The 13,309-nt window shown below is 34.6% G+C and carries 14 protein-coding genes; 8 read left to right on the top strand and 6 right to left on the bottom strand.

Annotated features, from left to right (window positions below; translation table 11 throughout):
- Positions 1-119: 119 nt before the first annotated feature.
- On the bottom strand, positions 120-947 hold the full coding sequence (locus CORI_RS02425) for a hypothetical protein (protein ID WP_173030665.1): 828 nt from the start codon (positions 945-947) through the stop codon (positions 120-122).
- A 112-nt stretch (positions 948-1,059) separates the two neighbouring features.
- Here CORI_RS02425 and CORI_RS02420 point away from each other — a divergent pair, with 112 nt between their 5' ends.
- Entirely contained in the window at positions 1,060-1,329 is a 270-nt protein-coding gene (locus CORI_RS02420; protein ID WP_173030664.1) for an XRE family transcriptional regulator, read from the top strand.
- Between the two features lie 98 nt (positions 1,330-1,427).
- On the opposite strand, the gene CORI_RS02415 is transcribed toward CORI_RS02420, so the two are convergent.
- The 4 genes from CORI_RS02415 to CORI_RS02400 all read right to left on the bottom strand — a co-directional run bounded on the left by CORI_RS02415 (position 1,428) and on the right by CORI_RS02400 (position 5,229).
- Positions 1,428-2,237 (bottom strand): DNA ligase, encoded by an 810-nt coding sequence (locus CORI_RS02415; protein WP_254064970.1) that lies wholly within the window; start codon positions 2,235-2,237, stop codon positions 1,428-1,430.
- 41 nt (positions 2,238-2,278) lie between these two features.
- A complete protein-coding gene (locus tag CORI_RS02410; protein ID WP_173030662.1) occupies positions 2,279-3,337 on the bottom strand; it encodes an NAD-dependent epimerase in 1,059 nt (352 codons plus the stop codon).
- A gap of 17 nt (positions 3,338-3,354) precedes the next feature.
- The gene (locus CORI_RS02405; RefSeq protein WP_173030661.1) at positions 3,355-4,059 is read right to left on the bottom strand and encodes a hypothetical protein; all 705 of its coding nucleotides are present in this window, start codon (positions 4,057-4,059) and stop codon (positions 3,355-3,357) included.
- 150 nt (positions 4,060-4,209) lie between these two features.
- Entirely contained in the window at positions 4,210-5,229 is a 1,020-nt protein-coding gene (locus tag CORI_RS02400; RefSeq protein ID WP_173030660.1) for a 3'-5' exonuclease, read from the bottom strand.
- 61 nt (positions 5,230-5,290) lie between these two features.
- On the opposite strand from CORI_RS02400, the gene waaC reads away from it, so the two are divergent.
- From waaC to CORI_RS02370, 6 genes are read left to right on the top strand one after another with little or no spacing between them, the layout of a single operon-like run.
- Positions 5,291-6,274, top strand: coding sequence for a lipopolysaccharide heptosyltransferase I (gene waaC, locus CORI_RS02395; RefSeq protein ID WP_173030659.1), 984 nt, complete (start codon positions 5,291-5,293; stop codon positions 6,272-6,274).
- Positions 6,267-7,160: a lipid A biosynthesis lauroyl acyltransferase gene (locus CORI_RS02390; protein WP_173030658.1), complete on the top strand. Its 894-nt coding sequence runs from the start codon at positions 6,267-6,269 to the stop codon at positions 7,158-7,160. The genes waaC and CORI_RS02390 overlap by 8 nt, the downstream gene beginning before the upstream one ends.
- Positions 7,154-7,849 carry a glycosyltransferase family 2 protein gene (locus CORI_RS02385; RefSeq protein ID WP_173030657.1) on the top strand — a complete coding sequence of 232 codons (696 nt, stop codon included), beginning with the start codon at positions 7,154-7,156 and terminating at the stop codon, positions 7,847-7,849. Before CORI_RS02390 ends, CORI_RS02385 begins: the two co-directional genes overlap by 7 nt.
- Positions 7,846-8,946 (top strand): putative lipopolysaccharide heptosyltransferase III, encoded by a 1,101-nt coding sequence (gene rfaQ / locus CORI_RS02380; RefSeq protein ID WP_173030656.1) that lies wholly within the window; start codon positions 7,846-7,848, stop codon positions 8,944-8,946. The genes CORI_RS02385 and rfaQ overlap by 4 nt, the downstream gene beginning before the upstream one ends.
- Positions 8,927-10,003, top strand: a complete 1,077-nt coding sequence (locus tag CORI_RS02375) for a glycosyltransferase family 4 protein (RefSeq protein WP_173030655.1) — start codon at positions 8,927-8,929, stop codon at positions 10,001-10,003. Before rfaQ ends, CORI_RS02375 begins: the two co-directional genes overlap by 20 nt.
- A complete protein-coding gene (locus tag CORI_RS02370; RefSeq protein WP_173030654.1) occupies positions 10,000-10,800 on the top strand; it encodes a polysaccharide deacetylase family protein in 801 nt (266 codons plus the stop codon). The genes CORI_RS02375 and CORI_RS02370 overlap by 4 nt, the downstream gene beginning before the upstream one ends.
- 4 nt (positions 10,801-10,804) lie before the next feature.
- On the opposite strand, the gene CORI_RS02365 is transcribed toward CORI_RS02370, so the two are convergent.
- The gene (locus tag CORI_RS02365; RefSeq protein WP_173030653.1) at positions 10,805-12,085 is read right to left on the bottom strand and encodes an O-antigen ligase; all 1,281 of its coding nucleotides are present in this window, start codon (positions 12,083-12,085) and stop codon (positions 10,805-10,807) included.
- 121 nt (positions 12,086-12,206) lie between these two features.
- Between CORI_RS02365 and CORI_RS02360 the strand changes: the two genes are divergently transcribed.
- Entirely contained in the window at positions 12,207-13,304 is a 1,098-nt protein-coding gene (locus tag CORI_RS02360) for a glycosyltransferase (protein ID WP_173030652.1), read from the top strand.
- Positions 13,305-13,309: the final 5 nt, after the last annotated feature.

The following is a 13,309-nucleotide window of genomic DNA, read 5'->3' as shown; positions in this document are numbered from 1 at the left end:
TTCGGGTAGGGTTTATTTATTCAAATTAACTTTTCAATCAGCTTGCTATCATAACTAATAACTTTAAAATCACAATAATGAACCCACTTAGATAACTTTATAAATTTTTTATTCAATCTTTAATCATAAGTTTTAGCAAAATCAATAGCAATTAACTTAGCCTTAGTTTGTCTTTCAAAATCAACAATTTGAAATATTTTTTCTGTTTTTATGTATTTAGGAATAGTAGAAATAGATATTTTATGCCAAAAATTATCTTGGAATTTTACGTTCTCATAATTTACTTGCCCATCGGACGTAAAAGTTCCCTGTGCGTACAAGCCGTATATTGCAAACCTCTTTGCATATGCATATATTAACTGATGATCCATAGAAATATTTTTAAAACCTAATTTTTGATTCTCACTCTGAAACAAAACCAAGTCTTGGATCATATCAACAAATACATTTCCGCTTTCAAGTCTTTGAGAAACTCCTTTTTTAGCTAGCTTAGCAAAATCCTGTTCTAAGAGAAAATAGTCTGTTAATATTATCCCTAGCACGGCACTAAATACTTCAATATAGTCATTATCAGATATATAAATTTTATCATCTTTTGATTTTAAAAACATTTCCGTAAATAATCTTGGATTTGTAGCAATACTCGATATTTTGCTTGTTTCGTCAATAAGAACTTGAAATCCAAGATTAATTTTGTGCCGATGCCCATGAAATTCATATTCAGAAACTGTACAGTTTTTCAAAAAATCTACAGATATTTCATCTTTGACTTGATTCAAGTGGTCTAATGAACATAAAATAAAATCATACATATCTTGCTTGTCACTAAAAGTTCCATACAATAAATCCACTGTTGTTAAAATATCTAAATATGGATTATTTTTGAGCTGATTAGGTATTGAACCCAAAAATGCTATTTTTTTTAAAAAATGTTTATCTACATTCATAGCTTAACTCCTTTTTAAATTTTAATAATCTCTATAGAAATGATTTCTATAACAAATTGTAAATAGATTTTATACTAAATAAACCTATAGAAAACTTTTCTATAGGAATGAAATGCTAAATTTACCGGAAATAACGACAGAAGAAGAGAATAATAAATTTTTAGATACTGTTGCTTCAAACGTAAAGAAAATTAGGCAGGATAGGAGTTTGAGTCAGCTAGAAACAGCTCTGAGTATAGGGCAAGCATCAAGCGGATTTCACGCCAATATGGAAAATAATGCTCACGGCAAACACTTTAACCTGCTGCATCTATTTAAGCTATCCAAACTATTTAAATGTGATATTTGCGATTTTTTTAAGGATACCGAAATAAAAAAATAAAAAACTTGAAAATAAATATAAGTCATAAATCTTAAATTTAAGTCTTAAAAATTATAAAATTTAATACAAAAGCCATTTGGGGTCAGTAAAACGGCTTCTTAATCCTTTCTAACTCTTACAAAAACAGAAAATCTAGGAATTCCGTTTGCGGTTAAATTTTGAAATTTATATGTTATCACTTCGCCGATTTTTGGCGGATTTATTCGCTCCTCATCGCTAAAACCTGAGCCTATCTTAAAACGCTTTTTATCGCTCGTTTCGCAAGTTACGGAGCCTAATTTGCCTTTAAATTTGCCACTGCCTTCATTAAGCGAAACGACCTTGCACTCTGCGTCTTTAAATTTTTTATATTTCATATCGTTTTTACTTCTGCCGTGATGATAGGCTAAATTTGGCTTGCGAACCACCACGCCTTCGCCGCCAAATGCAATTATCTCATCTAAAATTTCTTCAAGATGGGCATTATCTCTTAATTTTATCTGCTTGATTATCTTTATTTTTTCGCCGCTAAGCTCATTTTTCAGTAGAAAATTTTCAAGTTTTTCAAAGCGTTTAAGCAATCCTTTTTCATCGCTTGGAACGTCAAAAACGTAAAATTTGATCTCTTGCCAAGCTTTTTCGTCAGGCTTTTTATCCATCACTATCGACTGGATTTTTTCAAACTCGCCTCGTTTCGTATAAAGCTCACCGTCAAGCGCAAAAGGCGGAAAATACAAAGTGAAATTTTTAGGAGCGTTTATCTTTTTACCGCTTCTTGAGAGTAAATTTTCTCCGTCCCAATAAGCTCTAACGCCGTCAAGCTTTTCGCTTACTAGATACCCGCTTACGCCTCTTTGGTCAAATTCGCTAAGCTTTAAAAGCTCAAATTTTGTGTTTTTACTTGCTTGCTCGCCAGCCAAAGAAGGCAGAACAAGAGCAGCAAAAAACAGCAAAACAAGAGTAAAAATTCTCAAATTTTAACCCCGTAAAACTCCACATACCACTCCATAAATTTCGCCACGCCATCATTTACGCTTGTGCTTGGCTTATAATCAAAATCATTGATCAGCCCGCTCACATCGGCATATGTAGCAGGCACGTCGCCTGCTTGTATAGGCATGAAATTTTTCTTTATCTCGCGCCCGATTTTTATCTCGATAGCCTTTATATAATCCATCAGCTCAACTGGATTATTGTTCCCGATATTGTAAATTTTATAAGGCGCTTTTGATGTGGCAGGATCGGGATTTGAGCCACTCCAAGATTCGTTTTTGCGCGCAGGATTATCCACGCATTTAACTATGCCTTTTACGATGTCATCGATATAGGTAAAATCGCGCTTCATCTTTCCGTGATTAAAGACGTCTATCTCCTTATTTTTAAGCGCCGCATCGACAAACAAAAACAGCGCCATATCAGGTCGCCCCCAAGGTCCATACACCGTAAAAAACCTAAGTCCCGTAGTCGGCAAGCCAAAAAGATGGCTATAAGTGTGCGCCATAAGCTCATTGCTCTTTTTGCTTGCGGCATATAAGCTTATAGGATGTTCGGTGCTGTGCTGAGTGCTAAAAGGCATTGTTTCGTTTAATCCATAAACCGAGCTTGAGCTTGCGTAGACAAAATTTTTAAGCTCAAATTTGCGCGCGCACTCAAGTAAATTTACAAATCCGACCAGATTGCTTTGCACGTAAGCATGAGGGTTTATGAGTGAATAACGAACTCCGGCTTGAGCGGCTAAATTTACGATACAATCGAATTTAAATTCGCCAAAAAGCCTCTCAAGCGCGGCCAAATCAGCCAAATCAGCTTTAATAAAATGTAAATTCGGATATTTTTTAGATGTTATGAGCTCATTTTCTTTAATATCTTGTCTGCTAAAGCCCGCGTTTTCAAGCCTTGCATATTTTAAATTTACATCATAATAGTCATTTATATTATCAAACCCCACGACCTCATCGCCACGCTTTGCAAGCGCTAAAGACAGGTGATATCCGATAAACCCCGCGGTTCCCGTTAATAAAATTTTCATCTGCATTCCTTTAAATTTTAACTACATCTACCGCCCAACATGCAAACAAACATACGACCAACAACAAATGTCGCAGGAACTATCAAAAGTGGGGGCACGGCAACATATAACGCCACATTAGCAGCAAGCCCCAATGTACCAAAAGCAACTAAGCCTACACTTTCAAAATTTATCCCACGCTCTTTACACTCTTTATCCGTATAAACTTTGATAGGATTTTCAAATTTACCGAATTTTAATATCTCTTTTTTCTTGCTATTGTTTATATTTATTATATCTCCACTTAGATAATAATATCCAGTTATATAGCCAGATTCTAAAAAACTTTTCATGATATGAGCTCCTTGTATATTTTTACTCGGATCAAACATCTCAAAAGATACTTTTAGCTTCTCATATCTCTCATTTGAAAATAGCTTCTTATCAAGAAATATGATATAAGTGCCCACCATCTTCTTTTCTTCTTCATATATACATACTGAAGCAAAATCATCTTCTATCTTACTTCCAAATTCGCTACTATAAAAACGCTTGGCATCATCAACTTTTGAAGTTTCGTTTATCTTAAAACTATATTTATCGCCTACTACGTAATATCCATCCTTATACTTATAAAGCCCTTGTATATCGTCTATCTTTTTAGCACCGCTTTTTTGGGCACATCCTGAAAATACCATAGTACAAGCCACCAAAAAAATGATTGGTAATGATTTTTTACACATAACTCACCTTTTAAAATAATTTAAATTTCATTTAAGCAAATTAATCATATCTAAACTAAGTTTTGACTTAATCCTACTTATTTTTTCTTAAAACTTACATCAATTTAAGTCAAAATTTAGCCTCTTCAGTCTTAAAATTAACTTTAAGTTTTACTCCTCGTCGATATTTATCTCCGGTAGTTTTTCTTCAAATTTAGGCTCGGATTTTGATTTTAATTTAACCTCGCCTCCCTTTTTTACTAAGCCTTCAAGGCCGCTCTTTGCCAAATGCTCATCAAGCTTGCCGACATCAACAGCCTCAAACTCTTCATAAACCTCATCCCAAGCGTCCTCTTGGAGATGCACAATCTCATAATCAAGCTCGCCCCTTAATCTCGCAAGCTCTATATCCACAGCCTCGCAAAAAACCGGAGTATAGCTCATCTCAGGGCAGTTTTTAAGTAAAAATTCACTCATTGCGGCTAAGAAATCTGCATAATCCTCGCTCGTTAAATTTCCGCGCAAAAGCTCGTATTTAAGGAAAAGCCAATATGTATTTAAAGTGTCTGATTCGCAGTATTCATTTATCTTGGCAAGCTCACCTCTAAAAAACATATCAGTTACCTGATCGCCATGCACGTCGTATTTGCCCGGCAAATTTAAGCTCGCACAAAGCGTATCAAGCTTAAGTCCGCTAACGGCGCGAAAATCGCTGATATGATCAAGCAAATCAAGATGAAATCGTCCGTCATAACGGCTTCGGTAGTTCTCCCATTTGTTTTTGTTAAGCTCTTTATTTTCACTCTCGAAGTAAGCCGGACTTGAAAGGTTATATCTCATGGCACGCACCATTATCATAGGCAGATCAAATCCTCGCCCGTTAAAGCTAACTAGGCGCGGGTTGTGTTCGTTTAAAAATCCTATAAATTTAGCCAAAATTTCATGTTCGTTGGCTCCTTTCATCGTGCTAACTCGCAAAAATTTACCAAATTCATCCGCCATAACAGCAGAGATAGCAACAACTTTATGAAAACACACCGGCAAAAACTCGCTTCCGCTAAGTTCTTTTTGAGCTGCAAACGCCTGCTTACAAACGCTTAAATCATCGCCCTTATAGCCATAAATTTGGCGTAAAAGCGCCACATCCGGGATGGTCTCGCAGTCAAACACGCAGATATAATTTTTAGCCATTTCAAACCTTTTTTAGCCAAATATTTGTAAAATCATATCAAATTTTAAGACAAAGCGGTAAATGAATTCTGATTTTAAAGGCTCAAATTTAAGCATTGCCATCATTAAGCTCTCCTCTCTTGGCGACATCATTCACGCAAGCATAGTATTGCAATTTATCAAAAGAAATTTGCCCGCCGCACGCATAACATGGATAGCAGATGAGAGATTTAGCGAAATTTTAAAGGATCATCCTTTGATAGACAGGCTTGTAAGCTTGCTGCTAAAGAAAAAAGAGTTTAAAACAAGCTATAAGATCTTAAAAAATTTGAGCGAATTTGACGTGATAATAGACCTTCAAGGACTTATCAAATCAGCCGTAGTTGCTAAAATTTTAGGCGATGAAACCTACGGATTTGATAAAAATAGCGTCAAAGAAAGCTTTGCAAGCTACTTTTACAAGCATAAATTTAGCATTGACTACGAAGAAAATATCATAATTAGAAACCTAAGCCTAGTTGCAAACGCCTTAAATTTCAGCTTCAGCAAAGAGGAAATTTTAGCAAAGCAACCTTGTTTTAGTGCTATACCCGCACGGCCTTCAAATGAAACTAAACGCATTTTGATAGCGCCTTTTGCAAGCGAAGAGAGCAAGTGCTACGATAAATTTAAAGAGGTCATAAATTCGCTTAAAGATTTTGAAATTTACTTGTGTCATGCAGGCAAACAAGAGCTAGCAAAAGCCAAAGAGATCGCAAAAGACACTCACGCAAAGCTACTTGAAAGGCTAAACTTAAAAGAGATGGTGGATTTTATCTCGGGGTGTGATTTGGTGATTGGAAACGATAGCGGTATAACCCATCTTGCTTGGGCACAAAACATCGCTTCTATCACGCTTTTTGGCAACCGTCCTAGCAATAGAAACGCTTTTTTAACCCCCATAAACCAGACAATTGACACGGGCAAAAAAATAGATGCAAGAAAGATAGACAAAAGCGATCTTTGCATAAGAGAAATTTCGCCAAGCCTAGTTGCTAATACCGCAAAAAGGCTGCTTAATGCGTGATTTTGGCTATGTTTGCTTATATCTGTTTTTTAAATTTATGATTTTTATCCTGCCTGATTTTATACTAAATCAGATTTTAAATTTTATTGCGTTTTTATTTTATAAATTTGACAAAAAGCACACTAAAATCATAAGGGCCAATCTAAATTTCGCCTACGGAAGCGAGATTAACAAGCAAGTTTGCGAAGAGATCATTCAAAACACGTATAAAAATTACGCGAAATTCGCCATAAATTTCATCAAAAATCAAGACACGACAAAACAAAAAGTTTTAGATAAAGTTAGCTTTAAAAATGTTGAAATTTTTGAAAACGCATCAAATGCAAATCGCCCGATAATAGTTCAAACCGCGCATTACGGCGAATGGGAGCTTTTTGCTCTTGCGATGGCTGCTAAATTTGGAAAAGCCGCGGTCGTAGGAAGAGAACTTGATAGCCCGGCAATGCAAAAAATTTTAGCCAAAAATCGCACGCAATTTGATATACTCATGATCGATAAAACAGGTGGGGCAAAGCAGATCATAAAAAGCATTAAAGAGCACAGACCTGTTGGGATTTTAGTTGATCAAAACACTGCAAAAAGTGACGGCATAGAAGTAAATTTCTTTGGCAAAAAAGTTCTTCATACGCCTGCGGCAAGCATTTTAGCCCAAAAAACTGGTGCGATTATCATCCCTGCCTTTATAAGAACGCAAGATAAAAACAAAAGCGAAATTTGCTTTTTTGAGCCGATTGACGTTAAGGAATTTGATAAAGAAGAGGCCGTTTTAAAAGCCACGCAAGCCCAAGCGGATGCGACAGAAAAATTTATAAGAGAAAAGCCTGATGAGTATTTTTGGTTTCATAAGCGATTTAAGCATTTTAACGAGGAAATTTATAGATGCTAAGCGTCGTGATCTTAACTTTTAACAGCGAAAAATACTTAAAAGAAGTTTTACAAAGTGCGAGTTTTGCGGATGAGATCATAGTGCTTGATAGCGGCTCAAGCGATAAAACCGAGCAAATTTGCAAGCAGTTTGAAAATGTCAAATTTCAGCATCAAAGCTGGCTTGGATTTGGCAAGCAAAAGCGCGCTGCAATAGAGTTTGCAAGTAACGACTGGGTGTTTGCTCTTGATAGCGATGAGGTTATAATGCCTTTACTAAAAGATGAAATTTTATCCGTGCTTAAAGAGCCCAAATTTGATGCTTACAAAGTAGCTAGGCTAAATTTGTTCTTTGGTAAAGAGGTGCGAAGTATGGGGCTTTATCCTGATTTTACCGTCAGGCTTTTTAACAAAAATAAAGCAAATTTCAATGACAAAGAGGTGCATGAAAAGGTGGTTGTAAACGGCAATACCGGAGAATTAAAAAATCTGCTAAAGCACTACGCCTACGAGAGTATAGAGCAGTTTATCGCCAAACAAAATCGCTACTCTAGCCTTGGCGCCAAAAAAAGCAAATTTAAAGCGATTTTTAATCCCACCTGGACGTTTTTTAGGCTTTTTATCCTAAAAAAAGGCTTCATGGACGGTTGGCGCGGATACGTAATCGCAAAACTTTACGCTCAATACACATTTTGGAAATATATAAAATGAAAAAAGAAAAAAGACTTAAAATTTTAATTATGAAATTTAGAAATATCGGAGATGTGTTATTAACCACTCCGTTGATTGAAAATTTGCGTTATCATTTTCCAGGTGCCGATATTGATTTCGCACTAAATAAAGGCTGCGAAGCTATGATAGAAGGAAATCCTAATATCCGTAAAATCCATATCTACGATAGGACAAAGGTGCAAAATTCAAGCTTTTTTAAAAAAGTGATAACAGAACTAAAATACATACACGCCATAAAAAAAGAAAAATACGATATCGCCGTGCAAACCACAACAGGCGATCGCGGTATCATCATAGCAAAATACGCCAAAATTAAAAAAATCGTAGGATATGAAGGCAAAAACAAAACACTAAATAGACTAATTACCCATAAAGTACCTAAAATAGATACTCCAAAGCATATGGTTGAGATAAATTTAGACGCTCTTAGAGCCCTTGGGTTTGAGCCTAAAACAAAGCGAGTTAGTATAGAATTTGATGAAAATTTGATATCTCATCTTAAGCTTCCGGAAATTTTCGTGCATATGCATATAACTAGTAGATGGATGTTTAAATGCATAAACGATGAGGTTGCAGCACAGATAATCGACTACTGTCAAAACGAGCTTAAAGTGCAAGTTGTGCTAACAAGCGACGATAACGAAACGGAGTTAAAAAAACTAGAAAGCGTGCTTAAAATTTGCAAATCCGCTCCTTTAAATTTAGGAGGCAAATTAAATTTAAAGCAAGTTGCAGCTCTTAGTAAAAAATCAGCCCTTTATGTCGGCGTAGATACGGCTATCATGCATATAGCAGTCGCGAACGATACGCCTTGCATCGCTTTTTTTGGACCGAGCAATGCGCAAATTTGGGCTCCTTGGGACAATGAAGCGCAGCAAAGCTATGAAAAAGCAAGAGGCAATCAAGGCATGGGCAAACACTATGTGTTTCAAAAAGATTGGGAGTGTGTGGCCTGTCAAAAAGACGGCTGCAACGGCTCAAAAATAAGTAATTGTCTAGTCGAATTTGACGCTCAAGAGATAGAAGAAATAAAATCAAAAATTAAAGAAAAACTAAATGAACATACTGCACACTGAAACGCTTTATAATTGGGGCGGTCAGCAAAACAAAGTAATAAACGAAATGGTTTTATCGCGCGAGTTGGGGCATAATGCAATGCTGTTTTGTAATCCGAATTCTCAAATTTCAGAAGTCGCCAAAGAAAAAGGATTTGAAGTTTTTGAATGCAAGATGAGTAAAAAAACTTATCATAAAAGCATTCCTGTACTGTGCAAAATAATCAAAGACAAAAATATCAATTTGGTTATAACAAACGGCTCAACAGATAGTTGGGTAGGTGCCATAGCAGGAGTGTTTTATCGTAAAAAAGGAGTTAAATTTGCCAGAGAGAGGCACAATCAATTTCCTATCAAAAGCAATATTAGTAAATTTATGCATAAAAGGCTATTTGATAAAATAATATCCGTAAGTCCGCCAATATGCGCTTATTTAAAAGATATAGGAGTAGATGAAAATAAAATTTTTTATATGCCTACCACTGTTGATTTTAATGATTTAAACAGCTCAAACTCTACTTTTAAACAAGAATTTAATATACCAAAAGAAGCTATAACCGTAGGAATGTTTTCTGCGCTTTATAAAAAAAAGGGAGTCTATGAGTTTGCAGACTCCCTTAAAAAAGCAATGACTGAGAATGAAAATATATGGGGAGTTTTTGGCGGAGGCATCAAAGATAATGTTAAAGAAGAAATTTTATCAGGTTTTCAAAAAGATCTTAGAAATAAAATTATATTTACGGGCTTTAGAAAAGATGTCGCCAATATCATAAAAGGAATTGAAATTTTTGTATTTCCATCCCATACTGAAGGGCTACCCACTGCACTTCTTGAGGCTATGGCGCTCTCTAGGCCTATTGTTGCATTTGATATAGAACCTATGAATTTACTGCTTAAAGATAGAGGTGTTTGCGTAAAATTCAAAGATACGGATGCGCTTACTAAAGCAATTAATTTATATACAAAAGACAAAAATCTAGCAAAGCAAAACGGAAAAAATGCCTCTATGTTTGTAAAGCAAAATTATGACATCCAAACGGCAAAAGATAATATAAAAAAATTTTTGGAGAGCCTATGACACATCCTGTTTGTATTTTAACCATGCACCATTGCGCTCCTATCAAAGACGATCTTACGATAACGCCTGAGCTTTTTGAAAAAACACTGCAAGAAATTTGCAATATGGGATTTAAATTTATAAACTACCGTGAGTTTAAAGATATATTGTTTGAGCGTAAAAATCCTAGAAGAAAGAGTGTGCTGCTAACTTTTGACGACGGATATTTTGATAATTACAAATTTGCTTTTCCAATCCTTAAAGAACTTCAAATTCCTGCGGTTTGCTTTTTGATTACAGACAATATAAGCAAATTTAAACGCCAAAATTTTGATTTTACATTAAAGCCTCACTTTAAAATTGACTATAAGGAAGATTTGGAGCATTTCTTAACTTTAGATGAAATTTATGAGATGAGAGATAGCGGGCTCTTTGAATTCGATAGTCACACTGCAACACATTTTTCTTGCAAAAATAATGATGAAGCGCGCATAAAAAATGAGCTAGAGCGCTCGCAAGAAAAAATCAAAGAAATTTTTCCAAATAAAAAAGAGTTTGGTTTCTGCTGGCCAAAAGGGCACTTTAACGAAACTTCAATGGGATTAATCAAAAAATCCAAATACGACTTCGCCTTTAGTGTTATTGATGGTGGATACTGCGTGGGCGATGATAAATTTAAAATTCGTCGCATAGACATATCAAACAACTCAAAAGACGACAAAACCTATATCTTTAGAGTTAAAAAGAAGCTAAAGATATACTCAACGCCTATAATCGGCAATCTGTATTCTAATTTTAGAAATAGGAAATTTAAGTAATTTCTTACGTTTTGCTAGGGTTTGAAAATTTTGCTTTAATCAGCACAAAAAAGCCTATCATATAAAAAAGATATAAAATTCTAAGATTGTAAGTTTCAAAAAGTCCTCTTATGCCAAAATACGAAATTGTAGATATAAAAACTCCTAAAAATAACAGATTTTGAGTTCTTCTAAATTCTTTAAAAGAAGATATTAACAACGAAATAAATGCCAAAAATAAAGCCGCAGTGCCGATAACTCCAAAATAGTAATAGTTTCCGATGAAAAATGGCTCATCGTTAAACCAATGCCTCCTTGAATCATACATCTGCATCATAGAAAACTCGATTCCGATTTCATCCATCTTATCGCTTAAAAACTGATCGTAAAGCTCAGGTCCATACCCAAGACCCACAAACACCCTATCGCTACTAAAAAGCATCGGCAATCTCTCTTTTAAGATAAGATCGCGCCCGGAACTGTAGGTTCCTTGAGAAAATTTATATATAAAAACAGACGAATTAGCAAATATAAATCCAAGTAGAGCCGTTGCAACAATACAAATAGCAGCTATTTTTTTAAAATTAGCTTTTAAAAACTCCTTATAAGAGCTAAAAAATAAAGCTACAAACAGCAAGACAAAGCTTACAAAAACGCTTAGCCAACTTCCTCTAGCTCCCGTAAATATATCCATCACAACAACTAGCAAACAAAACACAATAGCTAAAGATTTAAGCCAATATTGCCTAAAAAGCAAAATAGCAATAAGGACAAAAACCATAAATCTATCTGAAAAAAGAGCATATTTTCGATTTATAATCCTTCCCTCCTCAAAATTAGCGCTTGAAATTTTGTCAAACTCGCTAAAAAGAGGATAGCAATAATAAATAGTGATGCAAAAAAATGCAGCCAAAATACTATAGAAGAAAATTTTATCTTTATTTTTATTGTCATCTGCCAAAATTAAAATAATCAATAAAAAAGCAATTCCACGCCCAAACTCTTTAAATGCGTTTTTAAAAGAGTCATACTCATAACTATAAGGAAATAACGAGACAATAAAAGCATACGCAACAAAAACACCAAGAAAAGAAAGTTCAAATTTGGCATTTAAAAAATTTGATTTTATATTTGAAATTCGTCTTTCAAAATTCGTAAAAATCAAACTTAAACCAAGCAACAAGGCAAGATAAAGAGAGATATTTTTAACTGCCGTAAATTCAACATGATGCTCTGTGATAAAAAATATAAAAAGTAGTGTTATTACCGTATTTTCAATATAATTAATAGCTATTTTTGTGTTCAAGATATCTCCTAAAAGATTTGGATTATATCTAAAATTTATTAAAACATAGTAAGATATTTTTATTTCACTTTTTACCTTATTTTGTTAAAATAAATTTTAAATTAAAAAACAAAGCCGTAATATGTATAAAAAATTTAAAATTTTACACACAGAATGGTCCGACGGATGGGGCGGACAAGAGATACGCATAATAAACGAATCTCTTGCTCTAAAAGAAAAATACGGAGTCGAGATTTTTATCGCTTGCAGAAGCCATGCTAAAATTTCACAAAAAGCCAAGCAAGCTGGCTTACAAGTAGCTCATTTTGACTTTAACTCATCTTATGACATTAAGACTATTTTTCAACTGATTAAATTTATAAAAAACAATAAGATAGATATACTCAACTCTCACAGCGGTAAAGACAGTTGGGTTGGAGGTCTTGCTGCAAAAATAGCAGGCATAAAATTTATCCGCACAAGACATCTTTCAAACAAAATCAACTCTTCTCGTTTGAATTTTATAAATTCTCTTGCAGATTTTATCATTACAACCGGTGAAAGCGTCAAAGAAGCGATGATAAAAGAAAATCGCATAGATAAAGATCAAATTTTATCCATACCCACCGGCATAGACGAAAAGAAATTTGATGCTACAATTTACGATAAAGATGAATGCTTGCAAAAATTTGGACTTGAAAAAGGCAAAATTTATGTAGGTATGCTTTCGGTTTTACGTGCATTTAAGCGCCACGATGTCTTTTTACAGATCGCACTAAATCTGCACGACAAATTTAAAGATGTTGTTTTTGTAATCGCAGGAGATGGTCCGAAAAAAGACGATATTAAAGCCTTTATAAAAGAACACCATATGGACGAATATGTAAAAATGATAGGTCATTGCGATGAGCCTGCTAATTTTTTGCACGCTCTTGATATTTTTATGCTTATTTCAGACTCCGGCGAAGGAGTTCCTCAATCTTTAATGCAAGCTCTTTTGATGAATAAAGCATGCATCGCAACCGATGTAGGAAGCATTAAGGATTTATATGACGGTTCAAATTTTAGCCTTGTTAATTTTGATAAAAACGAGATAGAGATCGCTCTTATAAAAATGTTGCAAAACGACGAACAAAGAAATAAATTTGAAAAAAACGCAAGAGAGTTCGTAAAAAATAATTTTACAAAAGATATAATGGCTAATAAAATCTATAAAATTTACGAAGACTTGGCAGGCTAGGAGAA

The sequence above is a fragment of the Campylobacter sp. CCUG 57310 genome (assembly GCF_013201975.1).
Taxonomy (GTDB): Bacteria; Campylobacterota; Campylobacteria; order Campylobacterales; family Campylobacteraceae; genus Campylobacter_A; species Campylobacter_A canis.
This window is presented reverse-complemented; position numbering and strand designations above follow the sequence as displayed.